At 62.9% G+C, this 24,656-nt stretch carries 22 protein-coding genes, 2 tRNA genes and 2 pseudogenes; 7 read left to right on the forward strand and 19 right to left on the reverse strand.

Annotated features, from left to right (window positions below; all coding sequences use genetic code 11):
* Window positions 1-4 precede the first annotated feature (4 nt).
* From ACZIRK_RS13515 to lipA, 3 genes are all read right to left on the reverse strand, one after another.
* On the reverse strand, window positions 5-472 hold the full coding sequence (locus ACZIRK_RS13515; RefSeq protein WP_130223426.1) for a type II toxin-antitoxin system RatA family toxin: 468 nt from the start codon (window positions 470-472) through the stop codon (window positions 5-7).
* Window positions 472-924 carry a P-loop NTPase family protein gene (locus tag ACZIRK_RS13520; RefSeq protein ID WP_474417990.1) on the reverse strand — a complete coding sequence of 151 codons (453 nt, stop codon included), beginning with the start codon at window positions 922-924 and terminating at the stop codon, window positions 472-474. The genes ACZIRK_RS13515 and ACZIRK_RS13520 overlap by 1 nt, the downstream gene beginning before the upstream one ends.
* Before the next feature lie 102 nt (window positions 925-1,026).
* Entirely contained in the window at window positions 1,027-1,986 is a 960-nt protein-coding gene (lipA, locus tag ACZIRK_RS13525; RefSeq protein WP_130223430.1) for a lipoyl synthase, read from the reverse strand.
* A gap of 132 nt (window positions 1,987-2,118) precedes the next feature.
* Here lipA and ACZIRK_RS13530 point away from each other — a divergent pair, with 132 nt between their 5' ends.
* Window positions 2,119-2,730, forward strand: coding sequence for a DNA-3-methyladenine glycosylase (locus ACZIRK_RS13530; protein WP_130223432.1), 612 nt, complete (start codon window positions 2,119-2,121; stop codon window positions 2,728-2,730).
* 253 nt (window positions 2,731-2,983) lie between these two features.
* The gene (locus ACZIRK_RS13535; RefSeq protein ID WP_130223434.1) at window positions 2,984-5,236 is read left to right on the forward strand and encodes a glycoside hydrolase family 113; all 2,253 of its coding nucleotides are present in this window, start codon (window positions 2,984-2,986) and stop codon (window positions 5,234-5,236) included.
* A gap of 62 nt (window positions 5,237-5,298) precedes the next feature.
* On the opposite strand, the gene ACZIRK_RS13540 is transcribed toward ACZIRK_RS13535, so the two are convergent.
* The 9 genes from ACZIRK_RS13540 to ACZIRK_RS13580 all read right to left on the reverse strand — a co-directional run bounded on the left by ACZIRK_RS13540 (window position 5,299) and on the right by ACZIRK_RS13580 (window position 13,862).
* Complete coding sequence (locus tag ACZIRK_RS13540; protein ID WP_130223544.1) at window positions 5,299-8,172, reverse strand: valine--tRNA ligase; 2,874 nt, start codon at window positions 8,170-8,172, stop codon at window positions 5,299-5,301.
* A 134-nt stretch (window positions 8,173-8,306) separates the two neighbouring features.
* Window positions 8,307-9,077, reverse strand: coding sequence for a PopZ family protein (locus ACZIRK_RS13545; protein ID WP_130223436.1), 771 nt, complete (start codon window positions 9,075-9,077; stop codon window positions 8,307-8,309).
* Between the two features lie 397 nt (window positions 9,078-9,474).
* Complete coding sequence (locus tag ACZIRK_RS13550; RefSeq protein WP_130223438.1) at window positions 9,475-10,854, reverse strand: TolC family outer membrane protein; 1,380 nt, start codon at window positions 10,852-10,854, stop codon at window positions 9,475-9,477.
* A 330-nt stretch (window positions 10,855-11,184) separates the two neighbouring features.
* On the reverse strand, window positions 11,185-11,850 hold the full coding sequence (locus ACZIRK_RS13555; protein ID WP_028165629.1) for a protein-L-isoaspartate O-methyltransferase family protein: 666 nt from the start codon (window positions 11,848-11,850) through the stop codon (window positions 11,185-11,187).
* Window positions 11,851-11,985: 135 nt separating this feature from the next.
* Entirely contained in the window at window positions 11,986-12,165 is a 180-nt protein-coding gene (locus ACZIRK_RS13560; protein ID WP_130223440.1) for a hypothetical protein, read from the reverse strand.
* Window positions 12,166-12,392: 227 nt separating this feature from the next.
* Window positions 12,393-12,467 (reverse strand) — tRNA-Asn (locus ACZIRK_RS13565).
* 136 nt (window positions 12,468-12,603) lie between these two features.
* A complete protein-coding gene (locus ACZIRK_RS13570) occupies window positions 12,604-13,041 on the reverse strand; it encodes a YybH family protein (protein WP_130223442.1) in 438 nt (145 codons plus the stop codon).
* Between the two features lie 12 nt (window positions 13,042-13,053).
* Complete coding sequence (locus ACZIRK_RS13575; protein WP_463327448.1) at window positions 13,054-13,515, reverse strand: SRPBCC family protein; 462 nt, start codon at window positions 13,513-13,515, stop codon at window positions 13,054-13,056.
* A gap of 14 nt (window positions 13,516-13,529) precedes the next feature.
* Complete coding sequence (locus ACZIRK_RS13580; RefSeq protein ID WP_130223446.1) at window positions 13,530-13,862, reverse strand: ArsR/SmtB family transcription factor; 333 nt, start codon at window positions 13,860-13,862, stop codon at window positions 13,530-13,532.
* 155 nt (window positions 13,863-14,017) lie between these two features.
* Between ACZIRK_RS13580 and ACZIRK_RS13585 the strand changes: the two genes are divergently transcribed.
* The 3 genes from ACZIRK_RS13585 (at window position 14,018) to ACZIRK_RS13595 (ending at window position 16,016) form a co-directional block, all read left to right on the forward strand.
* Window positions 14,018-14,839 (forward strand): phytanoyl-CoA dioxygenase family protein, encoded by an 822-nt coding sequence (locus ACZIRK_RS13585; RefSeq protein WP_165435059.1) that lies wholly within the window; start codon window positions 14,018-14,020, stop codon window positions 14,837-14,839.
* A 93-nt stretch (window positions 14,840-14,932) separates the two neighbouring features.
* Window positions 14,933-15,145, forward strand: coding sequence for a hypothetical protein (locus ACZIRK_RS13590; protein ID WP_130223450.1), 213 nt, complete (start codon window positions 14,933-14,935; stop codon window positions 15,143-15,145).
* Complete coding sequence (locus tag ACZIRK_RS13595; protein ID WP_130223452.1) at window positions 15,135-16,016, forward strand: NAD(P)/FAD-dependent oxidoreductase; 882 nt, start codon at window positions 15,135-15,137, stop codon at window positions 16,014-16,016. The genes ACZIRK_RS13590 and ACZIRK_RS13595 overlap by 11 nt, the downstream gene beginning before the upstream one ends.
* Window positions 16,017-16,220: 204 nt before the next feature.
* Here the strand turns inward: ACZIRK_RS13595 and ACZIRK_RS13600 are convergent, their stop codons facing one another.
* The 6 genes and pseudogenes from ACZIRK_RS13600 to ACZIRK_RS13625 all read right to left on the reverse strand — a co-directional run bounded on the left by ACZIRK_RS13600 (window position 16,221) and on the right by ACZIRK_RS13625 (window position 22,946).
* On the reverse strand, window positions 16,221-16,604 hold the full coding sequence (locus ACZIRK_RS13600) for a RidA family protein (protein WP_130223454.1): 384 nt from the start codon (window positions 16,602-16,604) through the stop codon (window positions 16,221-16,223).
* A 16-nt stretch (window positions 16,605-16,620) separates the two neighbouring features.
* Window positions 16,621-17,892: pseudogene (locus ACZIRK_RS13605) on the reverse strand (acetamidase/formamidase family protein); the annotation flags it as partial.
* A gap of 77 nt (window positions 17,893-17,969) precedes the next feature.
* Window positions 17,970-18,990 (reverse strand): annotated as a pseudogene (locus ACZIRK_RS13610) (helix-turn-helix domain-containing protein); the annotation flags it as partial.
* Window positions 18,991-19,121: 131 nt separating this feature from the next.
* Entirely contained in the window at window positions 19,122-20,363 is a 1,242-nt protein-coding gene (locus tag ACZIRK_RS13615) for an acetamidase/formamidase family protein (protein ID WP_463327449.1), read from the reverse strand.
* Between the two features lie 52 nt (window positions 20,364-20,415).
* Window positions 20,416-22,044, reverse strand: a complete 1,629-nt coding sequence (locus ACZIRK_RS13620) for an amino acid ABC transporter permease/ATP-binding protein (protein WP_463327450.1) — start codon at window positions 22,042-22,044, stop codon at window positions 20,416-20,418.
* Complete coding sequence (locus ACZIRK_RS13625) at window positions 22,044-22,946, reverse strand: ABC transporter substrate-binding protein (protein WP_130223458.1); 903 nt, start codon at window positions 22,944-22,946, stop codon at window positions 22,044-22,046. Before ACZIRK_RS13625 ends, ACZIRK_RS13620 begins: the two co-directional genes overlap by 1 nt.
* 553 nt (window positions 22,947-23,499) lie before the next feature.
* On the opposite strand from ACZIRK_RS13625, the gene ACZIRK_RS13630 reads away from it, so the two are divergent.
* Window positions 23,500-23,682 carry a hypothetical protein gene (locus tag ACZIRK_RS13630; RefSeq protein ID WP_028165620.1) on the forward strand — a complete coding sequence of 61 codons (183 nt, stop codon included), beginning with the start codon at window positions 23,500-23,502 and terminating at the stop codon, window positions 23,680-23,682.
* 109 nt (window positions 23,683-23,791) lie between these two features.
* Window positions 23,792-23,865, forward strand: a tRNA-Cys gene (locus ACZIRK_RS13635).
* 44 nt (window positions 23,866-23,909) lie between these two features.
* On the opposite strand, the gene ACZIRK_RS13640 is transcribed toward ACZIRK_RS13635, so the two are convergent.
* The gene (locus tag ACZIRK_RS13640) at window positions 23,910-24,629 is read right to left on the reverse strand and encodes a tRNA-uridine aminocarboxypropyltransferase (protein WP_130223460.1); all 720 of its coding nucleotides are present in this window, start codon (window positions 24,627-24,629) and stop codon (window positions 23,910-23,912) included.
* Window positions 24,630-24,656 lie beyond the last annotated feature (27 nt).

Consider the following 24,656-nt stretch of genomic DNA (forward strand, 5'->3'; position numbering starts at 1 on the left):
GAGCTTACGATGCGGTAGCCGGCTTGCCGTAGATCACGTCGGCGCGCTTTTCGAATGCGCCGGCGAAGCGTTGGAACGCTGCGTCGAACATCGATCCCATCAGCATTCCCAGCATCCGGCTTTTGAACTCGTATGAGATGAAAAAGCCGACATCACATTCGGTGTCGGATTTCGGCTCGAAGGTCCAGCGGTTCTCGAGATTGCTGAACGGGCCGCGCAGATATTCAACCATGATCTTCAGGTTCGGCCGGTCCAGCGTGACGCGGCTGGTGAAGCTCTCGCGCACCAGCTTGAACGACACGGTCATATCGGCAACGAGAACCTCGGTGCCGTCCTCCTTCGGCGTGCGCTGCCGGATCTTCAGCGCATGGCACAGCGGCACGAATTCCGGATAGCGCTCGACATCGGCGACCAGATCGAACATCTGCGATGCGGAGTGACGGACCCGCCGCGTGCTGGAAAACCTCGGCATCAGTGGATACTCGCCGCGTGAGTCATCAGCGAGATCTCCTTCAAATACCGGCCCGCCTGTGTCCGATCCGTGAAACAGACAAGTGATTGGTCCGGTCGCATGCCCTCGAAATATCTGAGGAGCTTCGGCCGCTGTTTCTGCCGATACGTCCAGACGTATCGAAAGAATTCAAGATCGATTCGTTCCGGGCAACCCTCGGCCATTTCGGCGCGAACCTGGCCATAGCTTCGGGCTATCCGTCGCGCGAGGCCGAGCATGCAGGTCCGACGCGGAAGATCAAACCAGATGATGCTATCGCAGACCTGGCGGCGCAGCTCGCCGGCCCCATTTGAAATGTAGTTTCCATCCATAACCCATTGCGGCCGAAGCGCCACCTCAGTCACGCGTTCGTGGAACTTCGCGTTATCGGACGCGACCCAGCCTGGCTTCCAGTAGATCGCGTCGAGCGACACGAACGGAATGCCCGTAGTGGCTGAAAGCCGTTGAGCAAAAGTCGATTTGCCGGATCCCGAAGACCCCATCACAAGAATGCGTCGCATCGGTGCGATCCGGCGTTAGCGTGACCGCGCCACGCGCGCCGCTTGCAGTTTGGCGAAATCGTCGCCCGCGTGATGGGACGAGCGCGTCAGCGGGCTCGCCGATACCATCAGGAACCCCTTGGTATAGGCGACCTTCTCGTAGCCTGCGAACTCGTCCGGCGTGACGTAGCTCATCACAGCGTGATGCTTCCGCGTCGGCTGCAGATATTGCCCGATGGTGAGGAAATCGACATCCGCCGAGCGCAGGTCGTCCATCACCTGCAACACTTCGTGCCGCTGCTCGCCCAGACCCACCATGATGCCGGACTTGGTGAACATCGTCGGGTCGATCTCTTTCACCCGCTGCAGCAGGCGGATCGAGTGGAAATAGCGCGCGCCGGGCCGCACCGACAGATAGCGCGAGGGCACGGTTTCGAGATTGTGGTTGAAGACGTCGGGCTTCGCCGCCACGACGATTTCGAGCGCCCCCTCCTTGCGCAGGAAGTCTGGGGTAAGAAGTTCGATCGTGGTGTTCGGGCAGCGCGCGCGGATGGCGCGGACGGTCTGGGCAAAATGCTCGGCGCCGCCGTCGGCAAGATCGTCGCGGTCGACCGAGGTGATGACGACATGGGAGAGCCCAAGCTTGAAGGTCGCCTCCGCCACATGCTCCGGCTCGGCGGCGTCAAGCGCGCCGGGCATGCCGGTCTTGACGTTGCAGAACGCGCAGGCCCGGGTGCAGGTGTCCCCCATGATCATGAAGGTGGCGTGCTTCTTGTCCCAGCACTCGCCGATATTCGGGCAGCCGGCCTCCTCGCAGACCGTGACGAGGCCATTCTCCTTCACGATGTTGCGGGTATCGGCATAGCCGCGTGTATTCGGCGCGCGCACCCGTATCCAGTCCGGCTTCGGCGGCGACAGCGCGTCGGGCCGGTTCACCTTTTCGGGGTGGCGCGGGCGCAACGGATTGGCTGAGATGGTGTCGATCAGGGTGACCATGGGAAATCTACGGATCTTTGGAACTGTTAGCTAATCCGTATTGCCCGAACCCGCAACCCGGCTCGCGCATGCTAGCAGAACGTGCAACATATGGGCAGCAATCCCCCGCGTTTCCCTCTGATTCCCACCAAAATGGTTCAAAATCCCAGACTGCCAGGCGAAGCACCGATCCGCCTCGGCAAGACGCTCAAACGCTCATTCTTTGGCCGCAGCGTGCATGAGGTCGCGCCCGACCTGATCGGTGCGACCCTGCTCTTCAATGGCGTCGGCGGCCTCATCGTGGAGGTGGAGGCCTATCACCACACCGATCCGGCGGCCCATTCCTATCGTGGGCCGACAGCGCGCAACCAGGTGATGTTCGGCCCGCCCGGATTTGCCTATGTCTATCGCTCTTACGGCATCCACTGGTGCGTGAACTTGGTCTGCGAAGAAGCAGGCTCGGCGAGCGCCGTGCTGATCCGCGCGCTGGAGCCCACGCATGGGATCGCGACGATGCGGCGGCGGCGCCATCTCAAGGAAGTGCACGCGCTATGTTCCGGTCCGGGAAAGCTGACCGAAGCACTCGGCATAACGATTGAGCACAACGCCCTGCCGCTCGATCAGGCACCGTTCTCGCTGCACGCGCGCGTCGGCAGTGTCGAAGTTGTCGCAGGCGTGCGAATCGGAATCACCAAGGCAATCGATCTTCCTTGGCGTTACGGCATGAAGGGCTCGAAATTCCTGAGCAAGCGGTTTCCAGTTTAAGTTGAACTTGAAGCGCCATCGTAACGAGATGCGCATCAACAATCGCAACATCGACGCAATCCTGTCACGACGCGCCCACGTTGCGTGTGCAGACTGAGCGCGCGTGCTTCGCTGCACGCGTGTGAGTTGCTTATGAATTGTGCTCTGCTGAAAAGACGGAACACAACGCGGGTGAACAAGTCCTGCGCAGAATGCTGGCCACCGAAACAGCGAAATAGAAAACATAGAAACTAAAACTAAAGGAGCTGTACCGATGGCGGGCCCGTTTACTGTCCAAGGATTCGGATTCCCTTCCAACTACAATGGAGCATTCGTCACGAGCGCGGCGCGCGATGCCATGCAGGCAATCGCGGACACCAATGCAAATTCGATCGAGCTTGCGCCTCGGCTCTTCACGAACACAAGGCATTCGGACGACGTGTTCGCCGATCCCGGCAAGACCGAGAGCGACGCCAACATCCTTAAGGCCATCGCGGATGCGCAGGCGCTCGGCCTTTCGGTTTCGCTCAAACCCATGGTCTCGGCCCTCGATGGCTCGCTTGCACATGTGCTGACACCGGACGATCCCGCCGCCTTTTTCGCGTCATACAAGACCGAAATCGTTCACATGGCGGAACTCGCCCAGCAAGCCGGCGTCAGCATGTTGGTGATCGGCAATGAGCTCGCCAAGCTCTCCGGTCCCGAATATCGCGACCAATGGGTGGACATCATCAATGCCGTGCGCGCCGTGTATCACGGCGAAATCACCTACGCCGCCGCCACCGACGAAGCCATCAATGTCAGCTTCTGGGACAAGGTCGATGTCATCGGCGTCAACGCCTATCCGCCGCTGACGACCGACCGCGATCCGACGGTCCAGGAAATGGTCAACGCGTGGAACACCATGTCCTCCGATGACTATTGGGCGAAAGTGATGGATCACAAATCGCCGGTCGATTTCTTCCACTCGCTTGCCCTTCAGTACGGCAAGCAGGTGGTCTTCACCGAGACCGGCTATCGCAGCGTGGACGGCACCAATATCAGCCCGGGCGGCTGGGCCGGAAGCTCGACGCCGGATGTCCAGGAGCAATATGACGCGTTCAACGCCTTCTTTCAGGTCTGGGGATCGGAAGGCGGGAGCTGGTTCAGGGGCGCATCGATCTGGAACTGGGATGCGAACAACAAATATTCGGAACTCGGCTACTCGCCGCAGGGCAAGCCGGCGCAGGGGCTCATCACAGAGTGGTATGGCGGCGAGCGTCAGCCGCCCGGCCAGACGCTGACGGGCTCTCCGGCGGCCGATCTGATGGATACCGGCGGCGGCAATGACGTTCTGTCGGGTGGCGCCGGCAACGATACGATCAAAGCCGGCGCCGGCAACGATACCATCAGGGGCGGCCCCGACACGATTCCGAAACTGACGGAAACCACCGTCACGGTGACGGGCTACAGCTCCGTCGTCGACGGCATCGGCGCCCAGATGCAGCTTCTGGTCAATGGCCAGCAGGTCGGCAACACGGTCGAGTTCCACAATGCGACCAATCCAGCCGGCTTCCAGACCTTCACTTTCACGTTCGCCAATCCCGCGGCAATCTCAAGTCTCGATCTCGCCTTCATCAATGACATCGCGGGCGCCAGTGGCGACCGCAACCTCTACATCAAGGACATCACGGTTAACGGCGAGCATCTGTCGGCCGCCGACGCGGTCAATCCGAGCTCGCCGGGAACCTGGAATCTCTATCAGAACAAGGCGATCCACTATGACATGAGCGGCCGCCAGGACTTGTTCTTCGGCGCGTCGACCGACAATGACGTCATCGACGGTGGTCCGGGCAAGGACGTGATCTACGGCGGCGCCGGTGCCGACGTGATCCATGGCGGCGCCGGTGACGACACGATCGATGGCGGACCCGGCATTGCGACCGCGACCGATCAACTCTACGGCGACGATGGCAACGACATCATCAAGGCCGGCAATGCCGATACCGGCGCCCTGCTCGACGGCGGCGCCGGCAACGATCAGCTCTATGGCGGATGGGCCACCAATGTCATCAAGGGCGGCGACGGTAATGATTACCTGTCCAGCGGCGGCGGCAACGACACCCTTTACGGCGGCGCCGGCAATGACTCGATGAAGGGCGGTCCGGCGGCGACCCAGATGTTCGGCGATGACGGCAACGACACGCTGATGGGCGGAACCGGCAACGAGCTCCTGTACGGCGGCAGCGGCGACGACCGGCTCAATGGCGGCGGCGGTAACGATACGTTGTCAGGCGGCGCGGGCAACGACACTTTCATGTTCGCCCCCGGCTTCGGCAAGGATGTCATTCTCGACTTCCAGAACACCGATGGCGCGCAGGATCTGATTCAGATCAACCGCACGGTCTTTGCCGATTTCAACGCCGTGCAGTCGCACATGGCACAAAACGGAACGAGCGTGGTGATCACCTTCGACGACAACAACTCGGTCGAGATCAGGAACACGACGCTCGATCAGCTCCACGCGAGCGACTTCACGTTCGTCTAAGCGAGCTTTCGCCACGGATTGTAGGGTGGGCAAAGCGCAGCGTGCCCTCCCTACAACTTCTCTCAAGATGCCTTCTTCAGCCGCTCGAGCGCCTCGAGGATCTTTGCCTTGCGCTCCAGCGCCGCCTCGCGCTTTTCCTTTTCCTCTTCGACGATCTCTTCTGGCGCGTTGGCGACGAACTTCTCGTTGGAAAGCTTGGCGTCGACGCGCTTGATGTCGGCGTCGGCCTTGGCGATTTCCTTCTCGAGCCGCGCGCGCTCGGCGCCAAGATCGATCACGCCCTTCAGCGGCAGCGCCGCGACCTCGCCCCGCACCAATAGCTGCACGGCGCCTTCCGGGGCAGCATCGGCAAAGGAGATGTCGGCCAGCCGCGCCAGCCGCTTGGCGACATCGTTCCAGCGCTGCCCCCGCGCCTTTGTCTCAGCGGAAGCGTCCACAAGCACCAACGGGGTCAACGTGGACGGTGGGATGTTCATCTCCGCGCGCACCGAACGGATCGCACTGACGAGATCGACCACCCAGCCGATCTCGGCCTCGGCTTCAGGGTCGCTGAATTCCTCGGGGTCATCTTCCAACGCGCCGATCACGGGCGGGATGAGCGCGTCGGTCGGCCCTGCCAGCGAAAGCGTGGCGATCTGCTCAGGCGTTAGCGCGCGCGCCTTGCGCGGCCATGGCGCCAGCGCCAGAACACCGTCGCGCTTCGCCGTGACGGCCCAGAGCTCCTCGGTGATGAACGGCATGAACGGGTGCAGCAGCTTCAGGATCTCGTCGCGCACCCATGCGATCATGGCGCGGGTCTCGGTCTTCGCGGGTCCGTCCTCGCCCATCAACAGCGGTTTGGTCAGCTCGACATACCAGTCGCAGAACACGTTCCAGACGAAGCGGTAGACCGCGCCTGCCGCGTCGTTGAAGCGGTACGCCTCGATCGCTTCGGTCACTTCGCGAGCCGCAAGCGTGGTCTCATGCATGATCCAGCGATTCAGCGTCTCCTTCACGCTGGTTGGATCAAATCCGGCCGTCAGGGCGGCGCCATTCATCTCGGCAAAACGGCAGGCGTTCCAGAGCTTGGTGGCGAAGCTGCGATAGCCGTCGACGCGCTGCGTCGACAGCTTGATGTCGCGCCCCTGCGCCGCCATCGCCGCCAGCGTGAAGCGCAGCGCGTCGGCGCCGTATTCGTCGACCAGATGCAGAGGATCGATGACGTTGCCTTTCGACTTCGACATCTTGGCGCCCTTCTCGTCGCGGACGAGGGCGTGCATATAGATGGTCGAGAACGGCACCTCCTTCGTGAAGTGAAGGCCCATCATCATCATCCGCGCCACCCAGAAGAAGATGATGTCGAAACCGGTGACCAGCGTGTTGGTCGGATAGTAGCGCTGCAGCTCCGGCGTCTCGTCCGGCCAGCCAAGCGTCGAGAACGGCCACAGCGCGGACGAGAACCAGGTGTCGAGCACGTCTTCATCGCGGGTGATGAAGCCCTCGCGCTTGGCGGGGTCCACCGCCATGTCGTGGCCCTGCTCCGGCGTGATGACTTCCTGCTCGACGTAGTAGCCGAGCGCGTTGCCCACGGCCTCTTCCTCGGTCTCGGCGACGAACACCTTGCCGTCGGGCCCGTACCACGCCGGGATCTGATGGCCCCACCAGAGCTGGCGCGAGATGCACCAGGGCTGGATGTTCTCCATCCATTCGAAATAAGTCTTTTCCCAGTTCTTCGGCACGAAGCTGGTTTCGCCCGCGCGCACGGCCGCGATCGCCGGCTGCGCCAGCGTGTTGGCGTCGACGTACCATTGGTCGGTGAGGAACGGCTCGATGACCACGCCGGAACGGTCGCCATGCGGAACCATATGCGTGTTCGGCTCGATCTTCTCGAGAAAGCCGAAATCCTCCAACCGCGCGACGAGCTGTTTGCGCGCGGCAAAGCGCTCGATGCCATGGAATTCCTCGGCGAAATGCAGCGCGCCCTCGGGCAGGCCGCGCAGATAGTCCTCGTTGCCGACAAGCGAGAGCTTGCCTTCCTGGTCGAGCACGCTGATCCGCGGCAGCCCGTGGCGGTTGCCGATCTCGAAGTCGTTGAAGTCGTGCGCCGGCGTGACCTTCACAGCGCCAGAGCCCTTCTCCGGATCGGAATAATCGTCGGCCACGATCGGAATCTTGCGGCCGACCAATGGCAGGATCACGTGGCTGCCGACCAGCGCACTGTAGCGCTCGTCGTCCGGATGCACGGCCACCGCGGTATCGCCGAGCATGGTTTCGGGACGGGTCGTCGCGACCACGATGAAGCTTGCGGGATCGTCGGGGCTGAACGCCCTGCCCTCGAGCGGATAGCGCAGGTACCACAGATGGCCCTTGACCTCGACCTGCTGCACCTCGAGATCGGAGATCGCGGTGAGCAGCTTCGGGTCCCAGTTGACCAGCCGCTTGTCCTTGTAGATCAGCCCTTGGCGGTGGAGTTCGACGAACACCTTCACGACGGCGCGCGACAGGCCCTCATCCATCGTGAAGCGCTCGCGCGACCAATCGCAGGAGGCGCCCAGCCGCTTGAGCTGGTTGATGATGGTGCCGCCGCTCTCGGCTTTCCATTGCCAGACCCGGTCGAGGAATTTGGCGCGGCCCATCTCGCGACGGCCCGGCTCCTGCCGTTCCATCAACTGCCGCTCGACCACCATCTGGGTGGCGATGCCGGCATGGTCGGTGCCGGGCTGCCAGAGCACGTCGCGTCCGCGCATGCGCTCGAAGCGGCAGAGGATGTCCTGCAGCGTATTGTTCAGCGCATGTCCCATGTGCAGCGAGCCCGTCACGTTCGGCGGCGGGATCACGATGGTGAACGGCGCGGCGTCGCGCCGCTCGGGGCGGCCGGCCTTGAAGGCGCCACTCTCCTCCCAGACGCGGGACATCCGGCTTTCGATATCGGCAGGCTGGTAGTTTTTCTCGATCATGGCACTACAAATGGGGATGTTTGAGAGCGCTAAAAAGCCGTCCGGACGCGCCAAGTCAACCGGACTGGCGCGTCCAAACCGCCATAACACCCATTAGGGATGGCTGAATTGAGGGGGCTTCGCGGCCCGGGCGGCTAACGCCCCCGCGAAACCCGCTCGATCTCGGCTTTCACGATCCGCTCGACCAGCCCCGGCAGGTTGTCGTCCAGCCATGATTTGAGCATCGGCCGCAGCATTTCCTTGACCAGGTCCTCCAGCGTCCGTGCATTGTTGCTGAGCACGGTATTGGCCAGCGAATTGAACGCGCTTTCGACCGCGTTCATGGTCGTGCGCGACAGGATTGGCTGCTGACCATAGGAGGAACTCTCGGTCGCTGGCTCATAGGCTGGCTGCCGCGGTGGAGACGGCGGTGGCTTGGTGGCTTCCGTGAATTCGATGTCGTCCTGCGGTTCAACTTTCTGAAAGGTCGGTGGCGGCGGCTTGGGCGTCGGCGTCGGTGCCGGATCCGGCAGGGCCATTTCGTCAGTCAGTTCGAATACGTCGCCGTCGGGTTGCGGCGGCCTGACTTCGGCCTCCTGCGTCGCCTCATCGAGGCTTGCCAGCATGGCGTCGATGTCGTCCTGGCTGTTCGTTTTGGCTGGTGGTGGCGCCGGCGCAGGTTTTGGCGCTGCTGGCGCCGACTTCGCCGCTGCGGGAGTCGGCGGCGGCGGAATGTCCTTCACCACCGGCTTGGGGGCCGGCGCGGCGGCGACCGCTGGTTTCTCCGGCGTCGCAATGCTTGCCGGCCTGTCGTTTGCGGGTTTATCCGCGGAAGCGGGCTTGGCCTCATCATCGGCAATGATGCGACGGATCGACGCCAGAATCTCCTCCATGGAGGGCTCTTGGACCTTTGCAGGTTGCGTCATTTCCGACTCCACATCGAAATTATCCTACACCAAGCCACACGAGATTCGGCGGTTCCGGATGAAGCGGCCGGAATTTTTCATCGCTCGAGTCCGGACTTGTCCCCAGATCAACGGTTACCGGTGCGTTGCACGCGGTGCGTTCGCCCTCACGGCAACCGATCCGCAGCGATGGACGCAAAAAGCCGTTGCGAATCGTTGTGTTGCCTATGGAAACGGTATGTCAGGGCAACAATCGATTGCAAGCAACGCGCTTCGAAGTTTTGCGGCGTCTTCATGACCGCCACGCGACATATGGAGTCGGCGGTCGCGCGCGGGACAAACGAGTGCTCAGAAATGCGATGGGCCCGCTAGCAAGCGGGCCCATCTGTCTATTTAGAGCAATATGCGGAAGCGACGATCAGCGGCCGTCGGGCGTTCGAACCCCGGCCCAGCTATCACGCACCTGCTGGTAGTGAACGCTCGCATCGTAGGTTTGGGTCGGCAGGTTGAGCACCTGGGGCTGCAGCCGGCCCACCGCCTGCAGCACGCTGTAGGAAGCAACGACACGGTCATGCTGCGCGATGACCAGAGCGTTGCGGGCGTTGACCAGCGCCTGCTGCGCGTTCAGCACGTCGAGCGTGGTGCGCTGTCCGGCCTTGGCTTCCTCGCGCACGCCGTTGAGCGCAATCTCGGATGCCGTCACCTGCGCCTGCGCCGAAGACACCTGGGCCTTACCAGCCACCAACTGGCCCCATGCCGTGACGACATTGGCTCGGGCCTGGTCGCGCGTCTGTTCGAGCACAAGGCGCTGCTGGGCCAGCGATTCCTTGTTTTGGCGGATCAGCGAATATTCGGCACCGCCCTGGTATATTGGCACCGCAATCTGCGCGATCGCCGACGCCTGGAACTGGCGCTGGATGACCAGCGTCTGATCGTAGGCCTGCTGCGCGCTCGCCTGCAGCGTCACGCTCGGAAAGAGCGCGCCCTCAGCGATCTTGACGTTGAGGAAGTTGACGTCGACGCCAAACATCGCCGCGGTCACGTTCGGGTTCTGCGTCAGCGCGAGTTCGATGGCGGCATTGAGGGTCGGCGGCAGGAAACGGTCGACCGGTGAGCCCGGCGCGAGATTCGTCGGCTCGCTGCCGATGATGCGCCGGAAGTTGGATCGCGTCGTGGTCAGTTGCGATTCGGCCGTGAGCTGCTGCGTGCGGCCGGCGGCAAGTTGCGCCTCCGATTGCGCGACGTCGGTGCGCGTCACCTCACCGACATTGAACCGGTCGCGGGTCTGCTTGAGCGTCTGCTCGAGCACGCGTGTGTTGCTGCGCTGAACCTCCACGATCGCCGCATCGCGCAGGTAATCCATGTAGATCGAGGCAGCGCTGAACAGCACGGTCTGCTCGATATTCCGCAGCGCTTCGCGCGAGCCGGAGACCTGGCTCTCTGCGGCCCGCGTTCGGTTGCCGGTCTGAAATCCATTGAACAGGGTCTGCGAAATCGTGGCGCCGACGGCGCGCGGGACCTGCGTTCCATGCGCAGCCACCCCACCCGAGATGGCATCGGTATACTGATAACCGCCGCTCGCCGTGATCGACACTCTCGGCCGGTAGCCCGACAACGCTTGCGGCACGTTTTCGTCGGTGGATCGCACAAAGGCGCGCTGCGCATTGAGTTGCGGATTGGTCTGATAGGCGCGAACCAATGCGGCCTCGATCGTGTCGGCCAGGGCCGGCGTCGGTCCCATGCACGCCAACAAAAGGACCGCTGCCGCGGCTCCGGTGACAACCTTCACCCCACGCATCCCCAATAATCCATCCATTGCTATTCACCACCCGGCTCGAGACCATGAACCGGGCGCCGCTTCGATCGAAGTGAGTCCCGCCTCACCTTATTCCGCAGCTAGGCTGGACGGAACTACCTCGCAACGGAACCCGGTGGAAACTCTTCACGTGGGGCAAACGGGCCACACTTCTGATTCAGAACGGGATTTTAACGCTTCGAATCGCCACCAAGCCGCCACCATACGAACTCCCTCGCTTCGCGCCGGCCGTGAATCCGCCTTTAGTTGTGAATCCGCATTCGCCGGAACGCCTGGAAAGAGGCCCTCCTCCCTCCGGGACGATGCATCTTATTAGAACACGAAAGCCGGCAAGCGCTCCAGGCCCGGCAGGAGCGGCGCCACGGCATCGAATAGCGGCCGATGCCCGAAATCCCCGTGGGTATGTGTCACGACGGCGGCCCGTTGCGGCTGCGACAAGGCAAACACCCCGACCAATCGCCCACCCTCGCGGAGCTGCTCGTAGAGTTCCTGCGGCACGATCTCGGTGGCACCATTGAGGAAAATGACGTCGAACGGCGCGTCCGCGACATCGCCCTTCGCCGCCGGCGCCGCGCGCACGGTCACGTTGGCGGCACCGGTCCCCGCAAGCGCGACCTTGGCCTGGTCGGCGAGCGCGGGCTCGCTTTCGGTGGCGAACACCTCCCCGGCGAGCCGTGCGACCACGGCAGCCGCGTAGCCAGTCGCGCAGCCGACGACCAGAACGCGGTCAGTCGAATTGATCTCAGCCGCCTGCAGCATCTTCGCCATCACGGCTGGCTTGATCAGGTAGCGCTTCGTCGCGCCGCCCTCGCTGACATCGAGGTCGAGATCGAGATAGGCCAGCGCGCGCTTGCTTTCGGGAACGAAGGCCTCGCGCGGCACGGCAAGCATCGCATCGAGAATACGCGCGTCGGTGACGTCACTGGTGCGCACCTGGCCATCGACCATTTTCTGGCGCGCGGTCGAGAAACCGGACATGGGCTGAAACCTGCAAGTCGCGCGGCGCGGCCGCGACGGGAGTGAGACCGCCCGTCTTTTGGAACAAGCAGGATCAAAACGCAACACGCCCGATGGGCCATACCGGCCCCGCGCGTTCTTGCAGGGGAACAGCGCCTATTCGATCGCGACGGCAAGCCGGCCGATCAGCCTCGCAGCTTCGTCAAGATACATGGAATCGTGCTCTTCGACGATCTGCGCGAGCCGCTGAAGGCATTCGTCGTCGCTCATGGTCGGGATATCGCTCGGGACGATCGAGGGTGTTGTTTTCGGCACCTCGGTGTCGAAGACGGCCATGGAATCACCTCGCAAGGAGCCCTGCTTAACCAAAAATCGACGATGAATGAGTCGATTTGGCGGCTGTCCGCATCAAATCCGCAAAGCGCCACGCGGATGTGACTGAGTCGCGCCCGTCAGGACGAGTCGAATCTGGAGGTTGGATGCGAATCCGCCTTGCCGGGCCGCGCAAGCGCGAAACCAAGAGCTTAGGAAATTCGGCTAACAGCTCGATTTAATTGAGAGATTGGCTCCCCGGGCTGGATTCGAACCAGCGACCATTCGATTAACAGTCGAATGCTCTACCGCTGAGCTACCGAGGAATGGGCGAAACCGGCGTTTCGCTTGCGGTCAGCCCTATAACAAAGCCTTCCCAGCTTGCAAAGGACCAAATGGACCCCTCCGCACAGTTCGAAGAGATAACGGCGCGAACCACCGGGCTGCTCGGCAATCGCCATTTCAGGGCTTCAGGTCGAATCTGGCCTGTCCGGTCCTTGGATCGGCCGGGACGGAAAGATGCTGGTGGATCATCTTCCATTGCCCATCCTTCTTCTGAAACACTCTCGTGCTTCGCGACCAATTCTCGATCTCCGGCGCTGAAGCTGAGCGGTAGCGCATGCGGTTGAGGCCCCACGCGATGGCAATGTCATCGCGCACGATCACCTGAAGATCAGGAATGTCCCATTCGAAGTCGCCCTTGATCAGGTCGAAGCCCTGCTGGCAGACTTCGCGAATGGCATCGATACCGCGGTACTGAAGTGGCGCGACATGTTCATAGGAGTGAATATCGGGATCGAGAGGACGCATGGCGCCGTCGATGTCCAGCGCCGATGAAGTGCGCAGCCAGTCGGCGAAAAGAGCGCGGAGCTCCTGCTCGTCCGCTGCATTCCTGATCATATGCTTCTCCTTTCAGGTGGTGACGTTCGAGCTTGTCAGGCGGGCGGCGAGTTTGTCGAAGCATTCCTGCCAGCCCTCGGCATTGCCGTCGCGGCGCAGACTGCTGTCGTAGCCAACCTGATGGAACGTCATGTCAGTGCCGCCGCGTGAAGCCTTGAAGGTGACGGTGATCAGAGTCTCCGGTCCTGAGTGGGCGCCATCGACCTGGGTCAGGGTCAGCGCGAGCAACTTCCCCGGCACCATTTCCCGGAACTCACCGCGCTCGAAATAGACGTGCCCGGTCGAGGAGCGAAAATCGACCCGCCACTTTCCTCCCGGCCGTGCGTCAATCTCGCAGCCAGTGACCTCGTAGCCGTCGGTTGCAAACCAATGCCGGATCTGTTCGGCTTCAATCCAGTTGCGGTAGACGAGCTCGGGCGGGGCCGGAAACCAGCGTTGGATGGTGGCGCCCAGCGGCTTCTCCTCCAAGGTCACCTTGCCTCTCTCCATTATTCTCCTCCCGTTTGCTTCGCCAGATGGGTTTCGAGCTTGTCGAAGCGCTGCAGCCAGAGCTTGCGATAGTTGGCGAGCCAGGAATCGATCTCGATCAGCGGACTGGCGACGATCCGCGACGGACGCCGCTGGGCATCGCGGCCCTTCGTCACCAGGCCCGCCGCTTCCAACACGGCGACATGCTTGGAGACAGCCCGGGGCGTCAGCGCGAACGGCTTGGCCAGTTCGGCGACCGAGGCCTCGCCTTCCAACAGCCGCGCAAGGATTGCCCTGCGCGTCGGATCAGCCAGCGCGCCAAACGTGGCGCTCAACGTGTCTTGGGTTGGCATATCTGGAACCAAATAGTTCTGGAACTGATTGGTTCCTATATGAGCGTGCACCTTTCGTCAAGGGCGCACGCGTTCGAATCGCTTGAGCCGATCGCTCAGCTTTCGGCCGTTGGATGAATCTCCTAATGGGATTTCATCCGCCTAATGGAGCCCGCATGTCTGGTTCGAGCAAATTTGCTGTCGACGGTTTCACAACCATCCCGGCGCTCTTTGAAGAGCCGGACTTGCAAGAGATCGAAAAGCAGGTTCACCACCGGCTCGCACAGCCGCATGATCCGATGATGAACCGCGTTGGGAACGATCTCGTCCCGTTGCGCTGGAATGATCCAATCGTCACGCGCTTGCTCTGCCGGACATCCGTGCTCGGTCGGATCAGATCTACAGTCGCGGCTGACGACCTGCGCTGGATTTCGGCCTACATCTCATCCAAAGGCGCCTCTACGCCTGCGCTGCTATGGCACCAGGACTGGTGGTGCTGGGACCACTCCATCAGTTTCGCGCCGACCGCCCCGCAGATCGCAATCCTGTGCTACCTCTCAGACACGAGTGACCGGACGGGCGCATTGCGAGTTCTTCCGGGTTCTCATCTGCGCAGTCTGCCGATCCACTCCGACCTGCCCGAGCCGCATAGTGCGGCCGCCGAGCAGTTGGCGCCCGACCACCCTGCTCTCAGTAACCATGAAGGACAGATCACGCTCAATCTGCGCCGTGGCGATGCAGTGGCGGTGGACTATCGTCTCCTCCATGGAACGCATCCAAATCGCAGCCTTTCACGGCGCGATGCGCTGCTGTTTTCTTTCACGCCGAATTGGCGCTTTCTTCCTGACTCCATTCGCGCGCATCTCGCAATGCATCCGGCCCTGCCAAGTGCTGCTGAATGGCCCACCATCGCCGAGTGGGGAGAAGATCTCTTTCCACGATACGACGGCACGCCGACTTCCCTGCAGATCAATAGAATAGCGCCGTCGCGCACATAGCGTTCACAGCGTCACGTCGCGTTCGATGCAACGGGATGACTTTGTGCCAAGCGCGCCTTGAAACTCGGCACATCATGTAATATACGAAGTTACATGATGCGAGACCGCCGCTCCTCCTCCGTGCTTCATACTCTTTTGCGCATGGCTGAGCCCGGCGAAGCGCTGAACGCCGTTTTGGACGGAGCTTTCGCCGAAGCAGAGGCGCTACTGCTCGATCGCTTCGGCGCCATCACCATCGCCGATCTCAGTGCGGAATTCTCGCGGCGTCATGTGGCGCACAAGGAAAGGAACCGAAATGCTTCATGACGTGATCGTCATTGGCGGCAGCTACGCCGGCATGGCTGCGGCCCTTCAATTGTTGCGCGCCCGGCGCAAGGTGCTCGTCGTTGACGCAGGCGTCCGGCGCAACCGGTTCGCCTCGGAATCCCATGGCTTTCTTGGTCAGGACGGGGTCGATCCGGCCGAGATCGCGCGCACTGCACGAGAACAGCTCACGGCCTATCCGACGCTCACATGGCTCGAGGGAACCGCTACCGACGCCAAGCGGCAAGAAGATGGTTTCGCGGTGACAACAGCCGACGGCGAGTTCTATCGTGGCAAGAGGCTTATCCTTGCCACCGGCGTCAGCGATGCACTCCCTCATCTTGATGGGCTCGCCGAGCGCTGGGGCAGTAGCATCTTTCACTGCCCCTATTGTCACGGATATGAACTGAATGAGGGACGGATCGGTGTAATCGCCACGAGCCCCGACGTGCTCCATCACGTCGTTCTGTTTACGGAATGGGGAGACGTGACGCTCATGCTCAACGGTGCCTTCGAGCCGGACGCGGACGCCCGCGCCGAGCTTGCTGCGCGGGGCGTCGTGATCGAGACAGGTCCTATCGCAGGCATCGAAGGCCACGCAGACGTGAGGCTGCAAGACGGACGCGTCCTGCCTTTCGCCGGCCTGTTCACGGCAACGCGCAACGCGCCCTCCACGCCATTGGCTGAGACGCTTGGCTGCGAATTGGAAACGACTCCGTTCGGCACCCAGATCCGAACCGACGAGACCAAGCAAACGACGGTGCGCGGCGCCTTTGCCTGCGGAGACGTCGCGCGAGCACCGCATTCGGTATCGCTTGCGGTCGGCGATGGCGCAATGGCGGGGGTGCATGTGCACCGTTCACTGGTGTTTTGAGGGGCCCGCATTGGGGAGCGGTCCAGCAATGTAGCGAGATAACGGACGTTTGCGACGAACGCGCGTCGGGGACGCTATTTCCGTGCGTAATGCACTCCGCTCCAACCGCTTGCTCGCGCCACAACACCCTGTGGTTATGGGTCCTCGCTTTCGCGAGGACGACGGCGTGGCGGGCCGCGCGATCAATCGTGAATGCGCCGGCACTCACGGCCGGCGGCACACCAGATCGATCTCGATCAGCGCGTCGTAAGCAAGCCCGGTGACGCCGACGCAAGTGCGTGCCGGCAGGCGGTCCGGCGGGAAATAGCTGCGATAGGTTTCGTTCATGGCGGCGTAGTCTTCCTTGAAGCGCGTAAGATAGATGCGCGACATCACGATGTGCTCGAAGCCGAGACCGAGACCCTCGAGCACAACGCGCAGATTTTCCATCACCGCCTTGGTCTGCGCGACGATGCCGTCGGGCAATACGCCGGGACTAGCGGGCGTGTCTGGCATCTGGCCTGTGACGAAGATAAAGCCGTCGGCCTCGACAGCGTGGCTGAAGGGCGCGACGGGCTTTGGCCCGCCTGCGATCATGTGGAATTTCAATGTCGGTATCCTTCTGTTATCGCGACAGTGCCGCATCCTCGAACAACCGCTTGCTCAGGATCGCATGCACACCCCAATTGCCGTCGACGACCTGGGTGACGCCGAAATCGACCGCTGCCGACATCAGCGCGATCGCCTCGTCCTCGCTGAGACCTTTGATGTTCATCAGGAAGCGCCGCATCTTGCGGAAGGCGTCCTTCATCGCAAGGTCGAGCGAGGACGTCGCATAGACTTCGCTCTGCCCGTGCGCGCCGAACTCGGCGAGATAGTTCGGATGGCTGAAGCCGGTCAGCACCCAATCGGTCGCGGTCTCGATCAGGGGATAGCTGAGATCGGCAAACGGTTGGCCAGCCAGATTGCCTTTCTTGTGCAGGATCACCTGGAACGTGCCGGTCATCGAGCATTCGATCGCCGTTCCGCTCAACTCGCCATCGCCCTGGGCGGCATGGGGATCGCCGACCGAGAGCAGCGCGCCTGGCACCGAGACCGGAAGATAGACGGTCGCCCCCTTGCCGAGCCGCCAATTGTCCAGATTGCCGCCGAAATAGGACGGCGGTACGGAATCGACGAAATCAACTTCGCGCGGCGCGACCGCGATCACGCCGAAATGCGGCCGGAGCGGAATGCGGATGCCGTCGAGCACGGCGTGGCGGCGCCTCACCGAACCAGGTGCGACGGGAATGCCGGGATAATCGTAGGTCGTATGAACCACGCCGAATGGATCGGTCTGCGGCTCCCAGCGGTAGGAATAAAGCGCGCGCGCATGCGGTGTTTCGTCGTGGTCACCTTCGTGACCCGCGAAGTAGATTTCGTAGATCGTCACCGCCTCGCGCGGCTTGGGGCCGGCGAGCAACTCGTTGTAGTGATAGCCCCACCAGGCCGCGACGCTGGAGCCGAATACCCTGCCCTCATAATGCGGATTGCGGCTCGGCCGCGGCACGATATCGAGGATGCGCACCTCCAGGACATCGCCGGGCTGTGCATCCTTGACCGCGATCGGGCCGGTGCAGATATGCACGCCGAACCCCTCGCCCGCGCCGCGCCCGAACACCGAGGCATCCATCGGACCGGCGCCGCGCCGGTCGACGTTCTTGCGGTCATTGGTCCAGCCGAACACGCTTTCGGCGCCGGCATCACCCGTGATCATTCTTTCAGGATCATCAGACGCATGCTGGGTCAGGGTTTCGATCGTGATCGTGTCGCCGGAATTGATCTCGGCTTGCGGCGCAAGCGTGCGGCTGAAGTAGCCCCAATGCACGCGGTTCGCGTCGACGGAGAGATGATGGTGGGCCGCGCGATGCTCCCGTTCGCCTTCGTGCGCCGGCCCCGTTGCGACGGCGGCCATATTCCTTCCGACGCTCGATGGCTGATGCGTTCGCAGTTGCGCAAGCGCCTCCTGCGGCCAGCCGCGCTGACCCGCGGCGATCGACGACGGCGCCGCGCGCTCGGCCTCCTGCTGGCGAAACTCGCGCGGTGGCAGACCAAAGCGATGACGGAAGGCGCGGCTGAAATGCGCGGAGTCGCTAAAGCCGTACCGATAGGCGATCTCCGAGATCGATCGATGCGCCTCCGCCAGGTTCGACAGATCAGCCCAGGCGCGCTGCAGCCGCCGCTCGCGTACATAGTGCGAGAAATTGTCGCCGACGCCCTCGAACAGCTTCTGCAGGTAGCGCTCGGAAATCCCTTCGGCCTGCGCGACACGCGACGGCGCAAGCTCGGGATTGTCGAGGTTGCGCTCGATGGTCTGGCAAATCCGGTGCAGGATCGCCGCTTGCGTGGCGGTACCGGCGACCTCTGAGGCGGGAGAGGTGGACTGGTGCGCAAGCGTCAAGAGAAGATCGACGAGGCTTTGCGCAATGGCCGCCCATTCGATGTCGCTCAGCGTTTCCAGGGTGCGGGAGGTTGCATCCAGCAATCGCGAGAACACATCGGCAAGGCCGGCGGGCGCGACGACGCGGGCTTCGGACGCGATCGGCCTGCCGATGAGGCGGCCGTGCCGCGCTTCGGCTGCAACAGAGAGGATGATCGCGCGCATATCGCGCTGGAACATCAGGCTCCAGTCGCCATGCCGCGGCAGCAGCAGGAGATGGCCAACGGGAACGATACGGTGGCTCGCGCCTTGCCGCAGCATCACGCCGTCCTCGATCGGGAGCAGCGCGATCGGCAATCCCTCGCCCGATTGCGGCAGCGGCGCGATCCCCTGCGATCCCGCCGCGATCCGGGTCAGCGCCACGCCTACGGCGTTGCGATGCGAGGCCGTCGCGTGACCGTCGTCGAATGCGCTTGCGGAAGCCGGCTGCAGGCCGACCGCAGCCAGGACGTCCCGCCATGCCTCCAGGCGGTCGTCTCGCGCGTAGGATTCACTCGTGAACGGACGGAAGCTCATCGGTTCGACCCAATCAGAGCCGATCGAAGCAACCCGCGTGCCAGACAAGCGCAGTCCTCCGCCAAAATGGCGGCGTCAAAACGACGCCGGCAAATTCAACCCACGATCAAAAGCGGTCCATTCTCAAGGCATTAGTCGCACCTGAAGACGTTCTTGCGGATCGTGCCGTGCACGCCCCAATTGGCGTCGACCACCTGGGTAACGCCGAAATCGGCGCCGACCGACATCAACGAGATCGCCTCGTCTTCGCTCAGCCGGTGCACGGTCATCAGGAACCGCCGCAGCTTGCGGAACGCGTCTCGCATCGCACGGTCGAGGCTGGAATGGTTGGCAATCTCGGTCTGCGCACCGGCGCCGAGCTCGGCGAGATAGTTCGGATAGGTGAAGCCATAGACCGACCAGGCATGGTCGGTCTCCAGCATCGGATGCGTGAGGCCCTCGAGCGCGGTTCCGCCGAGATCATTGTTCTTGTGCAGGATGAATTCGAAATCCCCGGTCAGCGAGGTCTCGATCGCGGTGCCGCCGAGTTCGCTGTCGCCTTGCGCGGCATGGGGGTCGCCGACCGAGAAGAACGCGCCGGGGACGGCCACGGGATAATACATCCGCGCGCCCTTCCCGATCCGCCAGTCGTCGATATTGCCGCCGGTATAGCTCGGCGGGATCGAGCTGACATAGTCGGCCTCCGACGGCGCCAGCCCCATGGTCCCGAAATGCAGCCGCGCCGGCACCTTGACGCCGGTGAGGATGTTCTCACGCTTGCGGATGGTCGCATGGTCGACCCGCACGCCGGGATAATCGATGGTGGCGTGCACGATGCCATCAGGGTCGGTCTGCGGCGTCCAGACGTAGTTGTAGACGGCCTTTGCGAACGGCTCGCCCGAGGCGTCGAGCTCGAAAATCGTGATCACCTCGCGCGGCTTCGGCTCTTCGATGAGATCGTGATAATGGAAGCCCCAATTGGCTGCGACGTTCGAGCCGAAGCAGCGGCCGGCGTGGCAAGCGCTGCAGCTCGGACGCGGCCTGATGTCGAGGATGCGCACCTCCAGGACATCGCCGCGCTCGGCGTTCTCGATCGCAACCGGCCCGGTCAAAAGATGCACGCCAAGCCCCTCACCCGCCCCGCGGATGAACGGCCCCTCGGTCGGGCCGGAGCCGCGGCGCGCCACGGCCTTATGCTCGCGCGTCCAGTGGAACACGCTCTCGGCGCCGGGATCGCCTGCGATCATCCGCTCGTAATCGTCATTGGCGTGATGGGTCAGCGTCTCGATGGTGGCGCGGTCGCCCGAGCGCAGCGTCAGCGCCGGCGCGACCTTCTTGCTGAAGTAGCCCCAGTGGACGGTGGCCGGCGAGACCGGCAGGGTAAAGTGCCTCATGCAAGTGCCTCTTCGGGGGATCGGAACGATCGAAGTTCTGGCGCGTGACGCTTCATCTCACCGGCTCCGGCGTCTTGTCGGCTTCCATCACGCTGAGGAAGCGCGCGGTGACGGGATGGCGCGGATTGGACAGCACCTCATGCGCCGGCCCCTCCTCCAGGATCCTGCCGCCGCTCAGGAAGGCGACGCGGTCGGCCACCTCATCGGCGAAGCGGATCTGATGCGTCGAGATGATCATGGTCAGGCCGTCGTCGATGGCGAGCCGCCGGATCACTTCCAGGACTTCGTTGACGAGTTCGGGATCGAGTGCCGAGGTCGGCTCGTCCAGAAGCAGCACGCTCGGGTTCGGCGCCAGCGCGCGGGCGATTGCCACCCGCTGCTGCTGCCCGCCCGACAGGTGCCGCGGCAGCGCATCAGCGCGATGGCTCAGGCCGACGCGGTCGAGCAGTTCGCGCGCGCGACGCTCGGCGTCAATTCGTGTCATGCCATGGACCCAGCGCAAGGGACCCGCGACGTTCTCCTTCGCCGTCAGGTGGCTGAACAGGTTGAACTGCTGGAACACCATGCCGACACCGACATTGGCGCGCTCATTGGCGATCGCGCGCGGCGAGAGCGGCCTGCCGTCGTCGTCGAAGCCGAGCCGCCGTCCCCCGACACGCACCGTGCCGGCATCCCAATTCTCCAGATGATTGATGCAGCGCAGCAGCGTACTCTTGCCGGAGCCGCTGGGTCCGAGCAGCGCGATGACCTCGCCGACGCGAACCGTGAGATCCAAGCCGTCGAGCACATCTTGCGCGCCATAGCTCTTGCGCAGATCCTTCACCTCGACGGCGACATTGTTGCGCGCGATCGTCGCGGTGCGTCTGGCACGCTCCGCCGGCGTCAGCGTCCTCGACAGCGGCGCCGGAATGTACGGCTCTATGCGTGCCGCAACGTCGACCGGCGGCGCAGTCTTCTCCGCAAGCTCCAGCTTGGTCAGGAGATCCACCCGACGCCAGGGCAGATAATCGGCGAGCGTGCGCTTACGTGAGGCACGATCGAGATCGAGCAACCATTCCAAGGCGAGCTGAATGCCGCTGATCGCGCCGGTCAACACGAGATAGATCAAGCCGGAGGCGAAGAAGATCGAGAAGAAATCGAAGGTCGAGGACGCAAGCTGCGTGCTTCGCAGCGTCAATTCCTGGACCGCGATCACGGAGGCCAGCGACGAATTCTTCAACGCGCTGACGGACTCATTGCCGAAGGCCGGGATCATGGTGCGGATCGCCTGCGGCGCGATCACCCGCCGCATCAGCACTGCCGGCGTCATGCCGAGCGCCTGTCCCGCTGATATCTGTCCGCGCTCGACGCCGAGCACGCCGGCGCGCAGCATCTCGGCAATGAATGGCGCCTCATTGCAGGCGAGCGCGAGGCCGGCCGCCAGCACGGCCGGCAGTTTGATGCCGATATGCGGCAGCGCGTCGTAGGCGAACACCATCTGCAGGATCAGCGGCGTGCCGCGGAAGATCACGGTGTAGCCACGCGCGATCGCCGACAGCCACCAGAGGTGGCTGAGCTGCATCCAGGCCAGGATCAGGCCGAGGATCAGCCCGCCTGCGAGCCCGAGGGCGGTCACCTCCAGGGTGAGCTCGATGCCCGCGAGCAGGTAAGGCAGGCTGAGATAGTGCAGGAACAGGGACATCAGTTGACGGTCAGCAGGCCCGGTTCCTTGAGATTGTCGGGATCAAGTCCCCACTTCTTGAGCAGCGCGAGCTGGTCGCCGGACTTGTAGATCTCCGTCAGTGCGGCCATCACCGCGTCGCGAAACTTCGGCTTGTCCTTGGGCACGGCAATGCCGACCGAGTACGGGATCGTCACCGCGATCGCCTTCTCGAGCTTGTCCGGATAGGCCTTCACCGCGTTGTCGACGGTGTTGACGTCGTTGATGTAGGTGTCGGCCCGGCCGGCCAGGATCGCCTGGATGCAGTTGGCGTTGTTGTCATAGAGCTGCAGCGTCGGCTCAGGCTTGCCGGCAGCTTTGCATTGGGGAATGAGGGCCTGCACCAGCGGCACCTCGACGAAGCCGGTGTTTTCGGCCGCCGCCGCGCCGCACAGCGACAGGTTGATGCCGTTGATGCCCTTCGGATTGCCCTTGGCAACCAGCACGCCGTCGAACACTTTCGAATAGGTAATGAAGTCGGCCGCCTTCGCGCGCTCCTCGGTCGCGTAGATGTCCGAGATCACGATGTCCGCCTGCCCGCTGGCGAGCGTTGTCAGCAATGCGGCAAAAGTCACGGCCTTGTAGGTCAGTTTGAAGCCGAGGCATTCACCGATCATTTCGCCGAGATCGATGTCGAAGCCGACATACTTGCTCGGGTCTTTCGGGTCGATCGATTCATAGCCCGGCGTGTGCGGGTTGATCGCGTTGACGAGCGTCTTGCCCTTCCAGTCCGGATATTTCTCCTGAAGCGCCGCGCATGCCGCCGGCGCCGCCGCCTGCGCGCTTAGCGGCACCAGAAATCCCGCGGCGACGATCGCGCCCAGAATCGCGCGACGCCACGGAAGTGACGCGTGCCGTGCTTCCCCACAAAGCCATTTCTGCATGTTGCCAGCTCCTCCGACGTTGTCATGGCCACGGCCATGTCCCAAAGCTCGGAACGAAGGCTACGGGGAACCGCTCCGCAAAAGCTTGTCTGGCGGCGTACAAAAAATTGGATGAAGCGGGCCTGCGGTTTGGGCAACGGCTGCTCAAATTGTATTCGAGTCATGGCCCGACGTTTGGGGCGCGCGATTCACTGCTCGAACACCGCGGAGCACACCGCGCTCAGACTAGCCTTCTGCCGACGCAGGCAGGCGACGGGCGCGGCTTTTCAGGGCTGCCGATCGCGTAACACTTGCCTTCATGACCGCGTCTCCCTAAGCTCAATCCTGCTTGCACTGCAGGCGAGATTGGGACTTACGCGAATTCATTTTGGTCAAATGTGATTTTTCTCACAGTGCGGTGGGACCGCGCCGGCAATAGCGTTCATACGGCGCTAGCAAGACTCTGGTAACCAAGTGAGGGGGCGGCTGCCGGATCGCTAAAATTGGAGCGATCCGCTCAATCCGCCCACAAACCCATTTTGCGACGTTGCGCTCACAACCCCCGGAGAGCGCAATGAGCGAAGCTGAATTTGATCTGGTGTTGGACGCTGTGCGAGCAGCCGTCGCCCCGACGCCGCAGGAGGATTTCATGGCTCAGCCATTGCCCCGCTTCCAGCCGCCGCCACGCCCGGCGAATGACAACCAAACGCCCTGGCCGCTCATCCCATTTCCGGATGGTTGGTACGCCTCCTGCTAAAGAGCGCCGCAATGCCGGCGACGCAGCTGGAGTTTCAGAATTCTGCAGGAACCGGTTCGGGGCCGGTTGCCTAAGTCCTTGAACCTCTGTATTGATCCGCCCCGCTTGAGGCCACGTGGCGGAGTGGTTACGCAACGGTCTGCAAAACCGTGTACACCAGTTCAATTCTGGTCGTGGCCTCCACTCATACAATCAATGGCTTACGCCTGATAGATAAGGCGTCGCTTTCATCGCTTCCGGCGCCGAAAATCGCGCTTTTTCGGCTTTGGGGCGAGTTCCGGCATCGCGCGCTGTACCTGGCGATATCTTGCCAGCATCCGCTCGAAGCTCGCATTCAGGGTTTCGGCAATGTCCGGCCGCTTTTCGAGCGCGGCGAGCAGCAGGCCGGCCGCCTCGATCGTGGAAAGTCCATCGCGGCGCGGTTCGCGGCGAAGCTGGCCGTAGCGTGACGGCTGGCGGGGGCCCAGAATCACCCGCTGGCATTTCAGCATCCAGGGATTGCGCCACCACAGCGCCTTGGCCTGGCTCCAGGTGCCATCGAGCAGCACGATGCCTTCGATGCGTCCGAGGATGCTGCGCTGGTTCGGCTCCAGCTCGGCCTTGCGGTCGACGGCAACGACCTCGGCATCGGTGTCGAGATCGGCGACCTTGGCGGAGCCGAGATAGAGCACCGCCCAGCGCGACGGGTCCGCCACCGGTCGCCCCAGCGCCTTCGACAGGCTCGGCCAGGACAGTCCGATCCGCACCACTGCATCCTCGAAGTGGCGCGCGGTCAGCCGTGCGGTGCCGAGCGCCCTATCCTGCTCCTGCGGATGCTGCAGGATCAGGAGCCCGATCCGGTTCTCGATCGGCGTAACACTGTCGCAGATGCACAGCGGCATCGGCTTGCCGCAATGCGGGCAATCCGCGACCGGCTCGGCAAGGATTGTCTGATCTGATTCCGTCATCTGCCCGCTATACGCTACGCGGCCGCC

The sequence above is a fragment of the Bradyrhizobium sp. Leo114 genome, from assembly GCF_055229415.2.